The organism is Shewanella sp. LZH-2, from assembly GCF_016859145.1.
Classification (GTDB): Bacteria; Pseudomonadota; Gammaproteobacteria; order Enterobacterales; family Shewanellaceae; genus Shewanella; species Shewanella xiamenensis.
In genome coordinates, this window is record NZ_CP069350.1 from 728,266 (window position 1) to 744,991 (window position 16,726).

Here is a 16,726-nt window from a genome sequence, read left to right on the forward strand (position 1 = left end):
CTATTTAAAACTTTGTTTACCGCTATGGAGTATAGATTATGAAAGAGAAAATTGTCGAAGTTAAAAACGTACTAGCCTGCTTAGAGTTAATGGAAAACCTTAAAGGGCGTTCATCTATCACGCCTGGCATTGGTTTAATCCATGGCCCATCAGGCTTTGGCAAAACCACTACAACTTGCTGGCTTATTAATCAACTAGGGGCGATGAATGCCATTTATGTACGTTGTTATGCCACCGATACCCCATCCTCATTTATTTCGCGAGTCATGGGTGAGCTGGGGGCAGAAATGCTTTATCCACTGCGCAAGAGCGTTGATTTTATCGTCGAGCGTATGAACGAACGCCAGTTACCACTGTTTATCGACGAGGCCGACCATATTGTCGGCCAAAGCAAAATCATGGAAACCATTCGCGATCTCTATGACGCCACCGAACAGCCAGTAGTGCTAGTGGGCATGGAAGAAATCGCCCGCCGTATTAGCCACCGCAAGCAGCTTTTCAACCGTGTATCTGAATGGGTGGAGTTTCAACCCGCCGATTTATCCGACGTCCACACCTTTGCAACCGAACTACTCGATGACCGTATTACCGTCGCCGACGACCTACTTGAACATATCCGCAAACGCAGTGGTGGTGAGGTTCGCCGGATTTTAATCGCCCTTGAGAAAATCGAGCGTCGGGCCATCGCAAATGAAATGGATGTAATCACACTCGACAACTGGGGTGATCAGCCACTGTTCTTAGAATTTAGGCGCTAACCAAACCCACGCCACTTAGAGCAAATACGGGTTTCGGTCATTTTAGGGATAGATCATGACGAACAATACTGAACTAGCTTGGCGATGGGTGCAGCGCCAACCAAGTTTTACTAAGGAAGAGCTAGCCGCAGCCACAGGGCTGACGTTAAAGCAGTGCTCAACCATCGTATATGCACTTCAAAAGCGCGATGACATTAAAGTGATTTCGCAAGAAGAAACCACTAAAAGGGGGCCAAAACCAAAGCGTTACGCCGTTGTTAGTCAAGGCAAGTTTGCCCAGTCAAAGCGCCGCCATGGTGATAGCCAGCAACGTGTATGGCAATCCATGCGTATCTTACGCAACTTCACATACTCGGATTTAGTCGCTACAGCAGAGGTGAGCAAAGGTATTGCTAATTCATTTTGTAACCTGTTGATGCGGTTTGGTTATGTCCGCCAAATCCGTGCAAACCCTACTAACTTACCCGTGCAAGAACGTAGCGGACAGTACGCTGTTTACCGCCTTGTTAAAGATACAGGACCAATTGCACCCAAGAGGCAGGACATCTTCTTGTTTGATGCCAACCTAAAGGAGTACCTACATGCAGTGGCTTAAGGTGATGGCCGAACAGGTCGAACTGTATGGCCAAAGAGCGGTAGCGGAAAAGCTTAAGCTTTCACGCACTACCGTTAGCCTAGTTCTCAACCACAAATACCCAGGCGATATGGCTCGCATCCAAAAGCTGGTGGAAGGGGCATACATGAACAGCACAGTGCTTTGCCCTGTGCTGGGAGAAATTCCATTAAATGAATGTCTCGCACATCAAAGTAATACCCGCACCACGGGAAGCCCCTACCGGATCAAGTTGTATAAAGCCTGCCGAGGAGGCTGTGCGCATTCAACCTTGAATGTCACCCCCGCATTTAGTGTACAGCCCACGCTAATAAATCGCCGAAACGAATATGACGCCGAAGGGGCGATTCGTCGCCTACAGCTGCAGGCGGGGGAGGATAAATCGGTACTGATTAACCTACTCAAAGACGAGCTGAAACACCTTGGAACCAAGTTTAATCGAGTGATGAAGGAACAAAACTGATGAGACACCACAACCCAAAATTCGATGTGATTAGCGCCCTAAGACTACGCGGCATGACGGTGATCCACTCAGGCGTAAAAGTCGTGCAAATCGACAAGCCGAGTGCCGATTTTCGCCGCATGGCCGTGGACATTATTGAAAACATCAAAGGCATTCGTCGCCGCTGCCGAGCGGTGCAATTTAATGGTGTAACCGTTCGTTGGAATGAGGAGTAACAACATGACCAGTCAACAAATTAACCAGCAGATCCCCGCAGGCTATCGCAAAAATGCAGTAGGGGATCTCGTACATGAAGATCGTATTAAGCCCGTAGACAAGCTGCGTGATGAGGTGGTCAAGACCATCGTCAATAACGCCAAGTTGCTGCGCCAATCGATGACTGAATTCAAGCTAACCACCATGGCAAATATCAATGACTTTGTGGAGCTGTCCTCATCGGAGTATGGCACTAAGTTCGGCGGTGCTAAGGGCAATATTCTGCTTACTTCCTTTGACGGCCAATACCAAGTGCGCCGCGCCGTGGGTGAGCACCGCGTATTTGATGAGCGCATTCAAACCGCAAAAACCTTGATTGATGACTGCATTAAAAGCTGGAGTGGTGGCGCGGATACCCGCCTGATGGCCATGGTTGAGCATGCCTTTAGAGTTAACCAGCAAGGCCGCATCGACGTTAATCAAGTGCTCAGTCTGCGCCAGTTGGATATTGATGATCCTAACTGGAAACAGGCCATGGATGCCATTGCCGACGCCATTCAAATCACTGGAACTAGCCAGTATCTGCGCTTATACGAGCGCCAACCCAATGGCAAATACACTCAACTCCCACTGGATATCAGCACGCTTTAGAGGCGCAAGGAGCACAACATGACCCAAGGTATTCAACACCTACTCAACGAGAACCAAGCCGCCTTAGACCGTGTGGCTTTTAAACTGCGGATTGCAGCGCTGTTAGAAGCCAATTACGAAACCCTACGCAGTGAACTCAGTGCCATGGCGGCCGACACGCCCCACCAATGCTTGCTGGTCGGTGCCGCATTGCTTAACGAACTGCGTGGATTTAGCCACGAATTTGCGGGAGAAAAGCGCCGCGTGATTAGCTTTTTTATAAAGCGATCACTTCGGAACACTCAAGCATAACCAAGCGAAACCCGCCCCATTCATGGGGCGCGGTCTGTCTAATGTAGTGATTAGGCACTGATGAGCAGCTAACCCAAGTACACCGATTTAAAGAGCGAGCAAATGACCCCTTACGCAAAACGCTTACTGAAATATGCCATTGCCAACTGTCCAGCCCGGCCAGTGCGTAAAGGTAAAAGCAAAGCCGAATTGCTGGCAGATCGCGAGCAATGGGCGGTGAACTATTTGAACGGGGCATTAGGCCATGGTTGGCCACAACGTAGAAGCCAACCTAAAGCCATTCGCGTGCTAGTGAGTGAATCAGCAACGACAACCGATGAGGATGACGAATAATGCTAGAAATTAATCAACAAGCTCCAGCGCCAGTAGCTCTACATAAGAAGCGCCTAATAACCTTAATCAATGTGGCTAAGGGATCATTGCGGCTTGACGAGGCTATCTACCGCGCCATATTAAAACACGCTACGGGTAAGGATTCCTTAAGGGCTATGAACTTACCCGAGCTTGAGCAGGCGCTAGAAGTGTTTAAACAAAAGGGCTTTAAACCTACGTTAAACAGCCATAAAAAGCGCCGTTTAAGCCCTGCAGCTGGCAGCAGTAAAGTGGCCTCTATCGATAAAATCCGCGCCATTTGGATCACCATGGGCCACCACTTAGTGATCCAGGATAACAGTGAGTCAGCCCTCGATGCCTATGTGCGCCGCATGACGTTACGCAGCCACATTGCCAATAACCAAACCCAAGGCGTGGATGCCACCGCTTGGATGACAGAGCAGCAAGCCTACAAGGTATTAGAAAGCCTTAAAAACTGGCATAAGCGCGTGTTAATTGAGCGCATTATTGCCCGTGGTGAGCGGTTAAAAATGAATGAAAAAGGCACACAGCCAGCCGCCTATGAGTCCATCGTTGCACAGTATGAGGGCCATGGTTATGAGTAAACATAGGCAAGATGCTGTAAGCGTTCCTGATAGCCAGCTGGATTTACTGTCCACCAGTGCCGCCGAGTTGGAACAAGCACTCGAAACCTTAGCCACGCTTAAACCCGATGAGCGCGAGGACTTTATTCGTCGCTGGCCTTCAACCCTGCAAAGTCTATGCGACGTGATGCGCCAAACTCTAAAGCAATATGAAATTGATAATGCCGATAATGTCAGTGAAGCCCTAGCCACTAGCCTAAGTGCCTACCTAGGCGGGCGTGATATTTATATCCCCAATGGCGATCGCCTTAAGGATGCACTGCGGGATATCCGTATTTGGCGCGAGTTTAAGGGCAATAACTTAGAGCAGTTAAGCCGCCAATATGGTCTAACCGAGCGCAGGATCAGCCAGATTGTGGCGGAGCAAAGGGCGGCATTTGTGGCAAGGAAGCAGAGGAGATTGTTTTAGATGGCCATAATGTAACATATTGTTTCGTAAGTGGTAATTGTGATGATGGTATTTTGGCGGTTAAGCTTGGCCAGTTAATATAGGAGAGCATACTTTTTAAGACATAACTTATTGACAGATAAGTCAGTCTTAAAAGCTGAATCTCATTATATTAGGAATATTAAATGCACGTGTTTTTGACTCAGAACTTAAAAGCATTCCAAGTAAAAAATGCTAAGCATGTCATATATGCACATGAAAACCTTAAAGATGAGGTTTATATTGGCCAGAGTAGGTGTATGGTCAATCGTTGGAATGAGCACCAACAAATCGCAAATTCAAAAAATCATCCAGAATACGAGCAAAAATTTAAAAAAGCACTCCGAGAACATAAGCACTGGAGGCACTATATTGTTGCTATCGCCAGCAATCAAGAAGAAGCCGACAATGTGGAATCTGCAGCAATAGCATATTATAAACCTTCCTTAAATTCACATCCTGGGCCAAGTAAAAACACTAAGGATATTTATGGTTTTGTACCATTAAATACCAATGGTCGAGAAATAACCATGGAAGGAAAAGCGATTAAAAGACACATGACGCAAGAACGATTTACAGATAGCGAGCGAAAATCAATACGCTGTAAAGTAATCCGAAAAGTTGGTAAATCTTATGTGAGCTTTGAATGCATAAAAGATGGTTTTAGAGTTAATATTGCTTTTGAAAAAAGAGCTGGTTTCAAACCCGGAGACACAGTCTTGATAAGTCATACAGCAAAAGGTAAAACATTTTATACAACAACTGATCACAGTGACGTGATGTTAGTCTAGTGGCACTAAAGTTAATGGTGTGACAAGGTTATTCTATAGAAGATAATTTTTATGGGCTTTCAGTTTAAGCCCTGTTTTTTCTAATTTATTGACGTTAGAATCAACTAATCTTTACAGGGATCTCAAACAGTTAGGATGTTGATGCATGGTGAAATGGAAATTACTTGGAAGTATTGTTTTACTGTGTAGTGCAAGCGTTAATGCAGAAATTTACAAATGCACAGTCGGTGGCGTGGAGACATTCAGCCAAGTTCCATGCGCTGAAGATGCCCAGCCTATAAGTGTTACTCCTCCGGCAAAACTATCCTCAGATACAGCTAACGAAGCAGAATTGATCGACCAATGCGTTGCTTACTTTAAACGTGCTGGTGATTTTAAAGATCCCGATTCCATCAAGGTCGAAGGTCATTTCTTTGATTGGCTTCAGGATGACAGTGGTGCACGCAGAGTTTTACAGCTAAAGATTAACGCAAAAAACAGCTATGGAGCATACGCAGGTGGAGAGTACCACCCATGCTTTTTGAACTATAGCGGAACTAAGCTGAGTGAAAATCAGCGTTTGATTTATAAATAAAAAAATATTTAATTTTATATAGTTAGTATTTTTTGTGTCGTTCATCTTAAGTCGCTGCAATGGAATGTATTTAACTAAGGACGTCGTTATGGGAACTGGTTCAAGATATGCGTTAGAAGTCGAGGAAGAAAGATACCTTGAAGCTAGATACATATGGGTAAGAGAACAATTAGGTGATGATGCTGATGATGCTAGTGACGAGTGGTTAGCATTGGAAGAAGAATTTCAAGAAGAATATGACAATAAACGTGAAGCTGCAGAAAGGGATTTTGAAGATAAAATGAATAGACAACAATACATACAAAATATTTGTGAACATTTTCAGATCCCTGCTTTAGTTCACTTTACTCAATTAGCTAATTTAGAAGGTATTTTAACAAACGGTCTGCTTTCTAGGGAGAGAGTTGAAGGTATTGCAGAGATAAATGATGAGCTACGACTTGATGGGCGACGAAATTATATTTCTACCTCTATCAGTTTTCCTAATTGCAAAATGTTTTATAGATACCGTCAGCAAAAGGGAGGCTTGTGGTGTGTCTTGCTTATTAGAAAGGAGGTTCTCTGGGAGCTTGACTGTTTGTTTTGTAAGTTCAATGCTGCTGACCACCGCATTTCAGCCCAAGATGCTAACTTTCTTGCGAACCCTGAACAGTTGTCAGGGATGTATGATGAAATTCCAGAATTTGGTACTCGGATTGAAAATAAATTGAAAGTGTTTGATCCCACAGATGTTCAAGCCGAAGTTTTAGTGAGAGAACTAATTTCGAATAATTACATTATGGGTATTGTATTTCCAGATAGGCCTTCTTTAAATAGGTATGCGCCCCTTTGTCAGGGTAAACAACTTTTTGAGCATAGCAGAAATAAAGGTTTTTTTGCTACTCGCAGTTACAATAGAAGATAACTATGGCAATTCGACCAATATTTATCCCCATGTTCGATCGAGTTGGTGTGATGGAGAAACCTGTGGAGTTCAAATGGCACTCAGGTTTGGCACCTTCTCAAAAGAAAAAATCAATTTTAGAGTTGCATTTAAAAGCTGCGGATCTTGGGGTAAGTCGTGTCCTTGAAATATCAAGTAAATCGGAGGCATCTTTAGGAATCAACCTAAGCGCATTTAACTTAACTATAACAACTAGAAAGTATGCTCGAACACTTACAGTTGAGACCGCATTTCAGGGGAGCAAAGTTTTTGAAAAGGGTGGTCCTTATACTGATTTGTTTGGTCTAGATTCACATTCGGCTAAGAAGGACATTCGGTTGCAAGAGTCTGGAAATCTAATTGGATTTAAGTTTTTTGCTTTCAAGTTTCCATTAGTACCTCGAACATTTTTCTACGACTGGTTGTACATTAATGCTCTGATGCAGCATGAAAATTTACGTAATGAGTTATCAGAATACGATGGATTTAGTGATATTGAATTTAATCCAAAGAAGTCAATCAATTGCCAAGCTCATGCGGTTGCATTATACCTTAGCTTAAAGGTAAATAACCTATTAAAGCAATCGCTTAAGTCGCCTGATGCTTTTTTGTATAATTGTAGAGAGCATTATGAAAATCAATCTAGAAATGTAGCCGTTCAGGCCTCTATATTTTAAGCATATAGTTTACTAATCCCGAAACCTTTCCAATCCGCTCCAAACCCTTAAACCGAGACAATGAACCCATGTTCACTGTCTCGGTTTTTTTATGGCCTTCATTTCACACAACAAGGTGCGCAGCGGCGTTAATAGCATGCCGATCGCGAACACGCGACCCTCTGGCTTTCACATCAGTCGCATTCAAAACCGTGTCTATCGGCAATGCGCTTTAGACGGCTTTAATGCCCGCCTTCGTGCTGAGTTAGCAGCGCACTTAGCCGCAGAACAGGCAGGCAATGTGCCTGCAACTAAGGTTACTACCGATCTTGAACAAAAAGTCCCACTTTATAGCCACAGCGCCACCCGCCAGAGTTATTACTCCCAGGGCTGGCATGGCGTCACCTATCTACACATTTTAAAAGCCCGCGAACAACGCAAGGCACAAGCTATAGAGGTGCCGAATGAACAGTAAACTCAAGGCGTTTTTAATGGCCGCAGGCTTAAGCTCGGCGGCGATTACTGGCGCGCAGCTTACCGATAAATGGGAGGGCAATAGCCTAACAGTTTATGTAGATGCGGTGGGCGTTCTCACCGCTTGCCGTGGCCATACAAGCAAAGACTTAAAGCTTGGGCAAATCTTTACCGAGCAGCAATGCATGGAGATTTTTGCCAAGGATATCGCCCGTGCCGATAAGCAGCTGCTGCAACTCACGGCCCCTGTAAATCTCACTGACGGCGAGCACGCGGCTTACCTGTCGTTTATGCATTGGGCGGGATACGGCAACTTTGCCAGCTCAACTCTGCGTAAAAAGTTACTTGCGGGGGATCGTGTGGGAGCCTGCATGGAGTTAACCCAGGCATGTTCTACCAACTCCCCCACGCCTCAACATCCAGCGGGTGAGCGCGTCTGTAATGGTTGGACCTATGGCACCCGCCTAGGTGTCAAAGTGCGCCTAAATGGGCTGATTAAACGCCGAGCAGAAGAGCAAGCGCTATGCCTTAAACAACTGGGCTTAAGCGAGTCGGGCCTCGCGCTATCAGTGGGGAGTGCTCAATGAATCCCTCACAAATCATAAGCACGGTGCAGTGGTTATTTCTGTCGCTTGCCATTGTCATTATTGGGCTTATGTACCAGCAGCAACAAAGCACTAAAAGCCAACTCGCTCAAGCGTTGGCTGATAATGCCACCCTGCAACTGAGTGCCGACACCCTAGCGGTATGGCTGCAAGATGCCAACCTTGAACGCTTTGCCCTTAAAACTGAAGGCGAAACCCTTGCCCAGCAGGTGCAAAGCGTTGAGCAGCAAAAGGCCGCGTTAGCTACCCGCAATCAAGACCTTAATCACCAACTGACCCAGCTACTTGAGGACGCCCAAGATGAACAAACGCAAGCATGGCGTGTGGCTGCTGTGCCTAACGATGTTGTGCGGGTGTATCACAGCGCCGCCCGATGTGCGTTACGTGCCAACTTACAAGACCCAGTATGTGTTGCCGCCCGAAGTACTGATGCGCGAGTGCAACGTCACTCAGGTTCCGCCACAGGTATTGCAGTGCCTGCAAACCCAGAAGGAACAGTGCCTATCCAACTCAAAGTCAGCGGGGCTAATGCTCTCGCTACTCACTGATTTAGGGCAATGCAACCTTGACTGGCAAGCCCTGCACGATTGGCGGCAACGACACCAAACAGACCAAACAAAATAAGCCAAATATTAGGAATAGGCATGGACGAAAACGATTGGGCGAGCACGATGGAAACCCGCGAGCGTGATGCTTGCATTGATGCCGCCCGCCAAAAACAACAGCCTCAGGGCAATGGTATTTGCATTGATTGCCTTGAGGCTGTGGAGCCAGAACGACACACAGCCCAGCGCTGTATCAGTTGCCAACAGGATGAAGATAAGCGCCAAAAGCAGCGCTATGGGACGCGTTTATGATCGAATCGTTATTTGAATTTTTCGGCAAATATTGGGGCTTTATTGGCAGCGTGATTAGCGTTTTATGCGCCCTGTTAATGGCGTGGTTTAGCACCCGCTTTACCCCGCGAATCGAGCACGAAAAGGTGGTCCAAAAGGTGGCCGAAATCGACAAGCGCCTAAGCGAAACCGAAATGCAATTGGAGTACATGCCGACCCGCGACGAACTGCATGCCCTAGATAAAACCCTCGAAGGCTTAGGTGCTCGCTTTGGTGCAATGGAGCAAGGCATTAGGCGACTCGAAACCAAGACCGACATGCTACTCGAAAATGAACTATCTCAAATACCAAAGGGAGGCCATTAATGGCGATGCAGCAAATTATCAATGAGCACCAACGCCTAGTGGTGCTTCGATTACTGACCGAGGCGGGAGCCTTCGCACTCAATGAGTCCATCTTACAAGATGGCTTGATTGCCTATGGCCTCGATATTAGCCGCGACTCGTTAAAGGTGCAGCTGGCTTGGCTGGTCGAGCAAGGGCTAATTAAAACTGAGTTAGTGGGTAAAGTGACCACCGCCACCCTAACAGGTCGCGGCCAAGATGTAGCCACAGGCCGCGCAACAGTGCCAGGCGTTAAGCGTCCACGGGCGGGAGAATAGCCATGGCAGCATTCCATACCGACAGTCCCACTCGAGGCCGCCGCTCAAAGGTGGATTTGCTGCCTGCAAATATCCGCAAACGCCTCGATGCTGGGCTGCGCGATGGCTCTATTCAGCAGACTGAGTTACTTGAAGAAATCAATGCCCTTATCAAAGCAGCAGGGCTGCCTAAGGATAATCTTCTGTCTCGCGCTGGCATTAACCGCTATGCCACCAAGATGGAGGCCGTGGGTAAATCCTTAAGGGAAATGCGTGAGATCACCCAAGTGTGGACGGCAGAACTGGGCGACAAACCCACGGGCGAAGTAACCAAACTGATCCTTGAAATGGCCCGTTCACAGCTATTTAAAGCCCTGTTAAACGAGTCTGAAACGGGCGAAGGTGCCGACGTTGGCATGATTAAAGATGCCATGCTAGCGGTGCAGCGGCTTGAGGCTGCCGCCATGGCCAGCCATAAGCGCGAGAAAGAGATCCGCCAAGCCTTTGCTGCTGAGGCTGCCAATGCCGCTGAGAAGGTGGCCAAGTCAGCTGGCTTGACCCGCGAGGCCGTGGCCAAGCTAAAAAATGAAATCTTGGGTATTGCATAATGACGATTAAAAGCAAAGTTCTCGGTGTGGCCACAGCGGTAGCGTTAGCCATCACGCCAACGGCAAGCAGCTTTGATCCCTCGTATGAGGCAAGTTGCTTAAGCCGCTTCGACCCTAAAGAAGTCCTGCTCGGGTACCAAAAGCGCTGGATAGCCGATGAGTCGCCGCTCAAGATTGCCGAAAAATCCCGCCGCACCGGCTTAACGTGGGCCGAAGCCGCCGACGCGGCACTGACCGCAGGCGCAGCCCGTGGTCAAGGAGGGACTAACCACTTTTATGTGGGTAGTAATAAGGAGATGGCACGTGAGTTTATCGATGCTGCGGCCATGTGGGCCAAGGTTTTCGACAAAGCAGCGGGCGAAATCCAAGAGGAAATGTTTGTCGATGATGGCCAAGATGGCAAAGAGATCCTGACCTTTGCCATTTACTTTGCTTCGGGCTTTAAAATCCAAGCGCTCAGCTCAAACCCATCTAACCTGCGCGGTATGCAAGGCAATGTCACCATTGACGAGGCCGCATTCCACGACCGTTTAGCCGAAGTCCTTAAGGCTGCACTGGCACTGACAATGTGGGGCGCGAAAGTGCGCCTAATCTCTACCCACAACGGTATCGATAACCTATTTAACGAGCTAATTAACGATTCCCGCGCAGGCAAAAAAGACTACAGCATTCACCGTGTTACCTTGGACGATGCCTGCGTCGAGGGGCTTTATCAACGTATCTGCCAAATCCGTGGCATCCCGTGGAGCCAAGCGGCTGAGGATGAGTGGAAAGCAAAGCTACTCAAAGCTACGGCCACCGAAGAGGACGCGCTGGAAGAGTACTTCTGCGTACCTAAATCGGGCGGCGGATCATACCTTAGCCGCGCTTTGATTGAATCGCGCATGGCAAGTGTTGAACACAGTGGCCCTGTGGTTCGGCTTGAGAAAAAGAACGACTTTGGTGAATGGCCTGAGGGGTTACGAACTGCCGAGATCGCTGACTGGTGCAGTAGTGAGCTACTGCCCATACTGCTTACTCTCGACCAGTCACGCCCCCATGTCTTTGGAGAGGACTTTGCCCGCAGTGGCGACTTAACCGTGATCGATGTGGGCGAAATAGCCCAAGACTTGCACATTAAAACCAAGCTGCAGGTCGAGCTTAAAAATATTCCCTTTCGCCAACAAGAGCAGATCCTGTTTTACATTGTGGATCGCCTTCCGCGCTTGCGCGGTGGTGCTATGGATGCACGCGGTAATGGCCAAGCACTGGCTGAGTACGCCAGAGACCGTTACGGCTCCGAGGTGATCGAATGTGTCATGCTGTCGGAGAGCTTTTACCGCGAACAGATGCCGCGCTTTAAGTCCCACTTTGAAGATGCACTGCTCACTATTCCCCGTGATGACGATACCCGTGCCGACTTGCAAGCGCTGGTGATTAACAAACGTGGCACCCCATGCCTTGGTGATGTGCGCACAGGCAAAGAAAAAGAACGCCACGGCGATGCTGCGATCAGTTTATTCCTGATGGTCTACGCCACCACGCTCGATGGTGCGCCCATCGAATTTACCCCTATCCCTAAGAGTGATCACCGCAATCCTAATGCCCATGCAAGTGCCCATGAGGATGATGATCATCAACTGCAGCGAGGTTGCTGGTAATGCAAGAGAAAACAACAGAATCACGGATTTTAGACGTCAGTGGTCGCCCCTTTAAACAGCGTGAGGCCAAGGAGCTACAAACCGATGATGTGCGCCTAGCAGGGCTGCACCGCACCTTTAGCAACCATCCTAGCAGCGGGTTAACCCCCGCCAGTGCTGCCAGTATTTTACTGAGTGCCGAGCAAGGCGATCTTATCGCCCAATGTGAGTTAGCCGAGGATATCGAAGAGAAAGACGGCCATCTATTTGCTGAACTGGATAAGCGCAAACGGGCACTTCTCGGTGTGGATTTTTATCTTGTGCCACCACGCAACCCAAGCGCGCAAGAAAAGCAGGATACCGAGTACTTGCAAGAAATGCTGGAGGAAGGCAACTGGCTTAAGTCACTGATTAAGTCGATGAGTGATGCCATTCTTAAGGGATTTAGCATGCACGAACTTGCCTGGTCGCGTGAGCTGGGCGAGTGGTTTATCGAGGTGCCAGAGTATCGCGATCCCTCGTGGTTTATGACCCACCCCGACCACCGCAACGAGCTGCGCCTACGTGACTCAAGTGTTGAGGGGGCAGAGTTGTGGCCCTTTGGTTGGATCAAGCATATTCACCCCGCCAAGTCGGGCTATGTAAGCCGCAGTGGTTTGGTGCGCCAGTTGATTTGGCCATTCATTTTTAAAAACTACAGCGTGCGTGACTTGGCCGAGTTCCTTGAGATCTACGGTTTACCGCTGCGCATTGGTCAGTATCCAGCGGGAGCCAACGACGCGGAAAAGCGCGCCCTATTAAACGCGGTAATGAGCATTGGCCACAATGCGGGCGGCATTATGCCCAAGGGCATGGTGATGGATTTTCATAGCGCCGCCACAGGCCAAGCCGATCCGTTTGAACTCATGATGACATGGGCTGAAAAGACCATGAGCAAGGTGATTTTGGGCGGCACCTTAACCACCCAAGCCGATGGTAAAAGCTCCACCAATGCGTTGGGTAATGTGCATAACGAAGTGCGCCAAGAGCTACGTGATGCCGACCTTGCGCTGATTGCCGAGACCTTAACCCGCGATTTAATTGCGCCCCTCTATGCGCTTAACTGCAAAAGCTACCACAGCCATCGCCGCCACCCGCGCTTAGTGTTTGATACCACCGAGGCTGAAGATTTACGCGCCTTGGCCTATCCGCTGCGGGCGTTTGTGAGTATGGGCATGCAGATCCCGCAAAACTGGCTACATGAAAAGACCCGTATCCCTAAGCCTGCCAATGGCGAAGCCGTGCTGGTCATTCAACAGGACGATCCTAATGCTGGTAATGAAAATCCGCAGACGGCCTTGGCTGCGCTCTATGCGAAAGAGGAGGCCGCTAAGCAACCGGATGCCTTGTTAAATGAACCTAGCCAAACCGCCTTAGATAAGGCGCTCGATGCACTCACCCAAGGCCAAATGAGTGAAGCCTATATGGCGATGGTAGAGCCATTACTGGCACAACTGCAGAGCGAGCCGGAGCAGCTGCGCGCCCAGTTGGAACAGGACTATCCCAACATGGATACCGAGCAGCTTACCGAAACACTCGCGCGGTTAATGTTTGTCGCAGAACTGTGGGGTATGGCTAATGCCTAAACCCCAAATGCCTACACAGAGAGTGCCTGAAGCCGTTGATTTAAGCATTGCTATTAACCAACCCCCCGCCGATGCAGTGGCTTATTTTCGTGCCAAGGGTTTTGCCATCAGTGACGATTGGCAAGATGTATGGACCCGCGCCCATGCCCGTGCGTTTACGGTGGCCAAGGCTACCCAAATGGATGTGCTCACGGCGATCCGCAATGAGGTTGATGCGGCCCTAAGCCAAGGGTTAACCGCTAAGCAGTTTCAGGCCAACCTTAAACCGCAGCTTGAAAAGCTCGGGTGGTGGGGTAAAAAGGAAGTCGATGGCCGAGAGGTACAGCTGGGCAGCCCTTATCGCTTAAACACTATCTACCGTCAAAATCTGCAAACCGCATATATGGCTGGGCGCTATCGGCGCATGTTGTCGCGTACTAAAACCCACCCCTATTGGCAGTATGTGGCGATAGATGATGGTCAAACACGGCCAGCCCATGCGCGGCTGAGGGGTAAAGTGTTCCGCTTTGACGACCCAATATGGGACATTATCTATCCCCCAAATGGTTGGGGCTGTCGTTGCCGCGTTCGGGCACTTACCGAGGCGCAGGTGAAGGCCATGGGCCTGACGGTGGAAAATGGCGAAGGCTATATCTACCGCTTTGATACCGAGACAGTTGCGCGCGGCACGGGTGAGGTATTGACCGTGCCCCATGCACGGATCGATCTGCCCGATGGCAGCAGCATGAGCCCCGATTTAGGCTGGGCCTATAATCCAGGCGAAGCCGCCTTTGGTACCGATGTGGCCGTGGCTAAAAAGCTTGGCAGTATTCAATCCATCGATACTCGCGCCCAGTTTATTCAAACACTCAATAACAGCCCACTGCGCCAAGCCCAGTTTGCCCAGTGGACGGATGAAGTACTCGCTACTCATCCAGGACAAAAACGGCGTCCAGGCTTAGACGTTCAGGCGTTAGGTTTTATGACGCCCTCTATTCAAGCTGCGGTAACTGCACGTTTAGGGGCAGAACCCACGGCGTTACTTGCCATTGGTGAGAAGCAGCTGGTGCACGCAGATAGCCCGCGTCATATCAAAGAGGGGGTGGCATTAACTCGGGATGAGTATCAGCAATTACCCTTGATGTTGGCACAACCCGAGGCCGTACTGTGGGATAGCAAGAACCAGAATTTGTTGTATGTCTATGCCACTGAGGATGATGGCCGTAAGGTTAAAGTGATCATTAATAGCGCGTGGAAGATGAAGCGCCAGCAAGCAATGGATGCGGTGATCAACGTTTATAAGATCAATGCGCTGGACTTAAAGCACGGACAGTATGAACTGTTAGAGGGCAAGCTGGAGGAATAGCGGACGATATGGTGGGAGTCGAACCCACATACACACGACTTACGCCTAAGCGCTTAATCGAGTCTGCTTTACCAATTAAGAGTACACATCGTTCGCTAGTTCAGTATATCACTGTAGCCTGCGGTTAACAGTGTGAAGGATGAAAAATGAACAAGGTAGAAATCGTCTTAAGTGATTCACCCGTGCTGCAAGTACTCGGGAGTTTGCTGGATAAGCTCGATGACTTAAGCGAACCCATGAACGATATTGCCGCCGTGCTAGAGTCAGCCACAGAAGGCGCATTTGAGGCCGAGGCCGATCCCGTAACAGGTCAAGCTTGGCAATCCTTAAGTGATGCCTACCTCAAAGCCAACCCCAAACGCCAAGGCGGTAAGATACTGCAGGCCAGTGCTGGCGGACTCGCTGCCAGCATCACGGCCGACAGCGGCGACTTTTGGGCGGCGATTGGTAGCAATAAAATCTATGCCGCTATTCACCAGTTCGGCGGCACCGACGATATGCCCGCAGGCCCAGCAGGGATTCCTGCACGGCCATACCTAGGTGTAAGCCGTGAGGATGAACAGTCCATGTTAGGGATCTTGGGGGCCTACTTATCTTAAACAAAGCATCCTAAACATTGCAGTTTGCTCTAACGTCCTAAAACGCGATTTAAGCGGTGCTCTGCTCAACTTTGTATTACGGCTTATCCAAAAACCATTTAAACGATTTAAGAAGGATTTAAACGGGGTTTAAACTGGGTTATGCTCGCTTTGAACAGCTAATAAGCAAAAATTACAGGAGGTTGCATGAACTTGATTAAAACTTTTGAGCTTGAAACTGGAGGGGGAACGACTCAGCCAGATAGTGGAGAAGGCGGTGCAGCCGTGAAGTCAGAGCAGACGACGGTTAACGGAAATCAGCCTGCCACCGCATCTACTAGTCAAAAGGCAGGAGCTGATTTTATTCTCCCGCTGATGATTCTCGTTCTGTTAGCTGTTAAGTGGTGGTTCAATTGCAAGAGAAGTTAAAACATCTATTGGGTGGCATATCTTTCGGTTCTGTTTTTACTAAACCACTATGGATTATCTACTTCATTATTTCTTATGGCTTAGCATTTTGGTTACTTTTGCAAAATGAAGGGTATATAGACAAGCTTGTAAAGTTTACGAATGTTCTCTCAAACATTGCGACGGTAGTTGGTGTATTCGTCGCAGTTAATGTGGCACTAACATGGAAAAGACAAGTTAAGGCTCCAATGAAATACAATCAGCTAGTCAACTTTAGACAGGAATTTGTCCTCGTAGATACTACTTATAGACAAGTTGTAGATACTATTTCAGTACTGTTTCACAGAAAACAATATGACCCAAATTTCACTGCGGACGAGATCCAACTTGATTTTCTAAAAAAGAAAAAAGAAGAATTATCTAAACTAAATAGCAGTTTACATGAGAATGCTAAAGTTATTGACTCATTTTTTTTAACTGAAAATCAATGCCAAGAATCAGTAAGTCTCGCTAGTTTAACGTTCCTGTTCAAGAGGAGGGTTCATTATTATTTTGGTCTACTTGAAGGTAATCGTGGACTCGAGTATATCGATGATTGTAAAAAGGATAGCCTTTCTTGCTTATCTGAGATTAATAAATTGTTAATCGATTATGAAGAAAAAATATAACT

Annotated in this window: 26 protein-coding genes, 1 tRNA gene and 1 other RNA gene; 27 read left to right on the plus strand and 1 reads right to left on the minus strand. The window is 48.2% G+C overall.

All coding sequences use genetic code 11. The features are described 5' to 3' along the window. The first annotated feature begins 38 nt into the window (after positions 1-38). The 24 genes from JM642_RS03285 to JM642_RS03400 all read left to right on the plus strand — a co-directional run bounded on the left by JM642_RS03285 (position 39) and on the right by JM642_RS03400 (position 15,070). Positions 39-758 (plus strand): ATP-binding protein, encoded by a 720-nt coding sequence (locus JM642_RS03285; protein WP_144374858.1) that lies wholly within the window; start codon positions 39-41, stop codon positions 756-758. Between the two features lie 55 nt (positions 759-813). Beyond that, positions 814-1,353: a hypothetical protein gene (locus JM642_RS03290; protein WP_203432767.1), complete on the plus strand. Its 540-nt coding sequence runs from the start codon at positions 814-816 to the stop codon at positions 1,351-1,353. Next, positions 1,340-1,834: a hypothetical protein gene (locus JM642_RS03295; protein ID WP_203432769.1), complete on the plus strand. Its 495-nt coding sequence runs from the start codon at positions 1,340-1,342 to the stop codon at positions 1,832-1,834. Before JM642_RS03290 ends, JM642_RS03295 begins: the two co-directional genes overlap by 14 nt. Beyond that, complete coding sequence (locus JM642_RS03300) at positions 1,834-2,049, plus strand: hypothetical protein (protein ID WP_011070972.1); 216 nt, start codon at positions 1,834-1,836, stop codon at positions 2,047-2,049. The genes JM642_RS03295 and JM642_RS03300 overlap by 1 nt, the downstream gene beginning before the upstream one ends. 4 nt (positions 2,050-2,053) lie before the next feature. Beyond that, complete coding sequence (locus JM642_RS03305) at positions 2,054-2,680, plus strand: DUF3164 family protein (protein WP_203432771.1); 627 nt, start codon at positions 2,054-2,056, stop codon at positions 2,678-2,680. A gap of 18 nt (positions 2,681-2,698) precedes the next feature. After that, entirely contained in the window at positions 2,699-2,971 is a 273-nt protein-coding gene (locus JM642_RS03310) for a hypothetical protein (RefSeq protein ID WP_203432773.1), read from the plus strand. A 2-nt stretch (positions 2,972-2,973) separates the two neighbouring features. Then, an RNA gene (locus JM642_RS03315) (hammerhead ribozyme type II) lies at positions 2,974-3,045 on the plus strand. Positions 3,046-3,073: 28 nt separating this feature from the next. Continuing rightward, positions 3,074-3,304, plus strand: coding sequence for a hypothetical protein (locus JM642_RS03320; protein WP_203432775.1), 231 nt, complete (start codon positions 3,074-3,076; stop codon positions 3,302-3,304). Further along, a complete protein-coding gene (locus JM642_RS03325) occupies positions 3,304-3,909 on the plus strand; it encodes a regulatory protein GemA (protein WP_203432777.1) in 606 nt (201 codons plus the stop codon). The genes JM642_RS03320 and JM642_RS03325 overlap by 1 nt, the downstream gene beginning before the upstream one ends. Beyond that, positions 3,902-4,357 carry a Mor transcription activator family protein gene (locus tag JM642_RS03330; protein ID WP_203432779.1) on the plus strand — a complete coding sequence of 152 codons (456 nt, stop codon included), beginning with the start codon at positions 3,902-3,904 and terminating at the stop codon, positions 4,355-4,357. Before JM642_RS03325 ends, JM642_RS03330 begins: the two co-directional genes overlap by 8 nt. A 164-nt stretch (positions 4,358-4,521) precedes the next feature. Further along, positions 4,522-5,166 (plus strand): GIY-YIG nuclease family protein, encoded by a 645-nt coding sequence (locus JM642_RS03335; RefSeq protein WP_203432781.1) that lies wholly within the window; start codon positions 4,522-4,524, stop codon positions 5,164-5,166. A 145-nt stretch (positions 5,167-5,311) separates the two neighbouring features. Then, positions 5,312-5,740: a DUF4124 domain-containing protein gene (locus JM642_RS03340; protein WP_203432783.1), complete on the plus strand. Its 429-nt coding sequence runs from the start codon at positions 5,312-5,314 to the stop codon at positions 5,738-5,740. An 88-nt stretch (positions 5,741-5,828) separates the two neighbouring features. Continuing rightward, positions 5,829-6,644 carry a DarT ssDNA thymidine ADP-ribosyltransferase family protein gene (locus JM642_RS03345; RefSeq protein WP_203432785.1) on the plus strand — a complete coding sequence of 272 codons (816 nt, stop codon included), beginning with the start codon at positions 5,829-5,831 and terminating at the stop codon, positions 6,642-6,644. A 2-nt stretch (positions 6,645-6,646) separates the two neighbouring features. After that, positions 6,647-7,339, plus strand: coding sequence for a hypothetical protein (locus JM642_RS03350; RefSeq protein ID WP_203432787.1), 693 nt, complete (start codon positions 6,647-6,649; stop codon positions 7,337-7,339). 136 nt (positions 7,340-7,475) lie between these two features. After that, positions 7,476-7,793 (plus strand): hypothetical protein, encoded by a 318-nt coding sequence (locus tag JM642_RS03355; protein ID WP_239000485.1) that lies wholly within the window; start codon positions 7,476-7,478, stop codon positions 7,791-7,793. After that, the gene (locus JM642_RS03360) at positions 7,783-8,379 is read left to right on the plus strand and encodes a lysozyme (protein ID WP_203432791.1); all 597 of its coding nucleotides are present in this window, start codon (positions 7,783-7,785) and stop codon (positions 8,377-8,379) included. The genes JM642_RS03355 and JM642_RS03360 overlap by 11 nt, the downstream gene beginning before the upstream one ends. Beyond that, complete coding sequence (locus JM642_RS03365) at positions 8,376-8,945, plus strand: hypothetical protein (RefSeq protein ID WP_203432793.1); 570 nt, start codon at positions 8,376-8,378, stop codon at positions 8,943-8,945. Before JM642_RS03360 ends, JM642_RS03365 begins: the two co-directional genes overlap by 4 nt. A gap of 96 nt (positions 8,946-9,041) precedes the next feature. Next, on the plus strand, positions 9,042-9,254 hold the full coding sequence (locus JM642_RS03370) for a hypothetical protein (protein ID WP_203432795.1): 213 nt from the start codon (positions 9,042-9,044) through the stop codon (positions 9,252-9,254). Next, the gene (locus JM642_RS03375) at positions 9,251-9,598 is read left to right on the plus strand and encodes a DUF2730 domain-containing protein (protein ID WP_203432797.1); all 348 of its coding nucleotides are present in this window, start codon (positions 9,251-9,253) and stop codon (positions 9,596-9,598) included. The genes JM642_RS03370 and JM642_RS03375 overlap by 4 nt, the downstream gene beginning before the upstream one ends. Continuing rightward, on the plus strand, positions 9,598-9,894 hold the full coding sequence (locus JM642_RS03380; protein WP_203432799.1) for a helix-turn-helix transcriptional regulator: 297 nt from the start codon (positions 9,598-9,600) through the stop codon (positions 9,892-9,894). Before JM642_RS03375 ends, JM642_RS03380 begins: the two co-directional genes overlap by 1 nt. Before the next feature lie 2 nt (positions 9,895-9,896). Further along, the gene (locus JM642_RS03385; RefSeq protein WP_203432801.1) at positions 9,897-10,481 is read left to right on the plus strand and encodes a DUF3486 family protein; all 585 of its coding nucleotides are present in this window, start codon (positions 9,897-9,899) and stop codon (positions 10,479-10,481) included. After that, a complete protein-coding gene (locus JM642_RS03390) occupies positions 10,481-12,121 on the plus strand; it encodes a hypothetical protein (RefSeq protein WP_203432803.1) in 1,641 nt (546 codons plus the stop codon). The genes JM642_RS03385 and JM642_RS03390 overlap by 1 nt, the downstream gene beginning before the upstream one ends. Beyond that, on the plus strand, positions 12,121-13,725 hold the full coding sequence (locus JM642_RS03395; protein ID WP_203432805.1) for a DUF935 domain-containing protein: 1,605 nt from the start codon (positions 12,121-12,123) through the stop codon (positions 13,723-13,725). The genes JM642_RS03390 and JM642_RS03395 overlap by 1 nt, the downstream gene beginning before the upstream one ends. 7 nt (positions 13,726-13,732) lie before the next feature. Next, entirely contained in the window at positions 13,733-15,070 is a 1,338-nt protein-coding gene (locus JM642_RS03400; RefSeq protein WP_203433721.1) for a phage minor head protein, read from the plus strand. 3 nt (positions 15,071-15,073) lie between these two features. On the opposite strand, the gene JM642_RS03405 is transcribed toward JM642_RS03400, so the two are convergent. Next, positions 15,074-15,161: transfer RNA gene (locus JM642_RS03405), tRNA-OTHER, on the minus strand. Positions 15,162-15,216: 55 nt separating this feature from the next. Between JM642_RS03405 and JM642_RS03410 the strand changes: the two genes are divergently transcribed. From JM642_RS03410 to JM642_RS03420, 3 genes are all read left to right on the plus strand, one after another. Further along, entirely contained in the window at positions 15,217-15,669 is a 453-nt protein-coding gene (locus tag JM642_RS03410) for a phage virion morphogenesis protein (RefSeq protein WP_203432807.1), read from the plus strand. Between the two features lie 186 nt (positions 15,670-15,855). Next, positions 15,856-16,077: a hypothetical protein gene (locus tag JM642_RS03415; protein ID WP_203432809.1), complete on the plus strand. Its 222-nt coding sequence runs from the start codon at positions 15,856-15,858 to the stop codon at positions 16,075-16,077. Further along, positions 16,062-16,724: a hypothetical protein gene (locus JM642_RS03420; RefSeq protein WP_203432811.1), complete on the plus strand. Its 663-nt coding sequence runs from the start codon at positions 16,062-16,064 to the stop codon at positions 16,722-16,724. The genes JM642_RS03415 and JM642_RS03420 overlap by 16 nt, the downstream gene beginning before the upstream one ends. The last annotated feature ends 2 nt before the right edge of the window (positions 16,725-16,726 follow it).

Bases quoted from the DNA above. Each gene is read 5' to 3' on its own strand.
- JM642_RS03380 (WP_203432799.1), top strand. From the start codon at position 9,598: ATGGCGATGCAGCAAATTATCAATGAGCACCAACGCCTAGTGGTGCTT.
- JM642_RS03360 (WP_203432791.1), top strand. From the start codon at position 7,783: ATGAACAGTAAACTCAAGGCGTTTTTAATGGCCGCAGGCTTAAGCTCG.
- JM642_RS03295 (WP_203432769.1), top strand. From the start codon at position 1,340: ATGCAGTGGCTTAAGGTGATGGCCGAACAGGTCGAACTGTATGGCCAA.
- JM642_RS03390 (WP_203432803.1), top strand. From the start codon at position 10,481: ATGACGATTAAAAGCAAAGTTCTCGGTGTGGCCACAGCGGTAGCGTTA.
- JM642_RS03370 (WP_203432795.1), top strand. From the start codon at position 9,042: ATGGACGAAAACGATTGGGCGAGCACGATGGAAACCCGCGAGCGTGAT.
- JM642_RS03400 (WP_203433721.1), top strand. From the start codon at position 13,733: ATGCCTACACAGAGAGTGCCTGAAGCCGTTGATTTAAGCATTGCTATT.
- JM642_RS03345 (WP_203432785.1), top strand. From the start codon at position 5,829: ATGGGAACTGGTTCAAGATATGCGTTAGAAGTCGAGGAAGAAAGATAC.
- JM642_RS03395 (WP_203432805.1), top strand. From the start codon at position 12,121: ATGCAAGAGAAAACAACAGAATCACGGATTTTAGACGTCAGTGGTCGC.
- JM642_RS03285 (WP_144374858.1), top strand. From the start codon at position 39: ATGAAAGAGAAAATTGTCGAAGTTAAAAACGTACTAGCCTGCTTAGAG.
- JM642_RS03325 (WP_203432777.1), top strand. From the start codon at position 3,304: ATGCTAGAAATTAATCAACAAGCTCCAGCGCCAGTAGCTCTACATAAG.
- JM642_RS03365 (WP_203432793.1), top strand. From the start codon at position 8,376: ATGAATCCCTCACAAATCATAAGCACGGTGCAGTGGTTATTTCTGTCG.
- JM642_RS03375 (WP_203432797.1), top strand. From the start codon at position 9,251: ATGATCGAATCGTTATTTGAATTTTTCGGCAAATATTGGGGCTTTATT.
- JM642_RS03320 (WP_203432775.1), top strand. From the start codon at position 3,074: ATGACCCCTTACGCAAAACGCTTACTGAAATATGCCATTGCCAACTGT.
- JM642_RS03305 (WP_203432771.1), top strand. From the start codon at position 2,054: ATGACCAGTCAACAAATTAACCAGCAGATCCCCGCAGGCTATCGCAAA.
- JM642_RS03330 (WP_203432779.1), top strand. From the start codon at position 3,902: ATGAGTAAACATAGGCAAGATGCTGTAAGCGTTCCTGATAGCCAGCTG.
- JM642_RS03385 (WP_203432801.1), top strand. From the start codon at position 9,897: ATGGCAGCATTCCATACCGACAGTCCCACTCGAGGCCGCCGCTCAAAG.
- JM642_RS03310 (WP_203432773.1), top strand. From the start codon at position 2,699: ATGACCCAAGGTATTCAACACCTACTCAACGAGAACCAAGCCGCCTTA.
- JM642_RS03335 (WP_203432781.1), top strand. From the start codon at position 4,522: ATGCACGTGTTTTTGACTCAGAACTTAAAAGCATTCCAAGTAAAAAAT.
- JM642_RS03415 (WP_203432809.1), top strand. From the start codon at position 15,856: ATGAACTTGATTAAAACTTTTGAGCTTGAAACTGGAGGGGGAACGACT.
- JM642_RS03410 (WP_203432807.1), top strand. From the start codon at position 15,217: ATGAACAAGGTAGAAATCGTCTTAAGTGATTCACCCGTGCTGCAAGTA.
- JM642_RS03300 (WP_011070972.1), top strand. From the start codon at position 1,834: ATGAGACACCACAACCCAAAATTCGATGTGATTAGCGCCCTAAGACTA.
- JM642_RS03290 (WP_203432767.1), top strand. From the start codon at position 814: ATGACGAACAATACTGAACTAGCTTGGCGATGGGTGCAGCGCCAACCA.
- JM642_RS03340 (WP_203432783.1), top strand. From the start codon at position 5,312: ATGGTGAAATGGAAATTACTTGGAAGTATTGTTTTACTGTGTAGTGCA.
- JM642_RS03350 (WP_203432787.1), top strand. From the start codon at position 6,647: ATGGCAATTCGACCAATATTTATCCCCATGTTCGATCGAGTTGGTGTG.
- JM642_RS03355 (WP_239000485.1), top strand. From the start codon at position 7,476: ATGCCGATCGCGAACACGCGACCCTCTGGCTTTCACATCAGTCGCATT.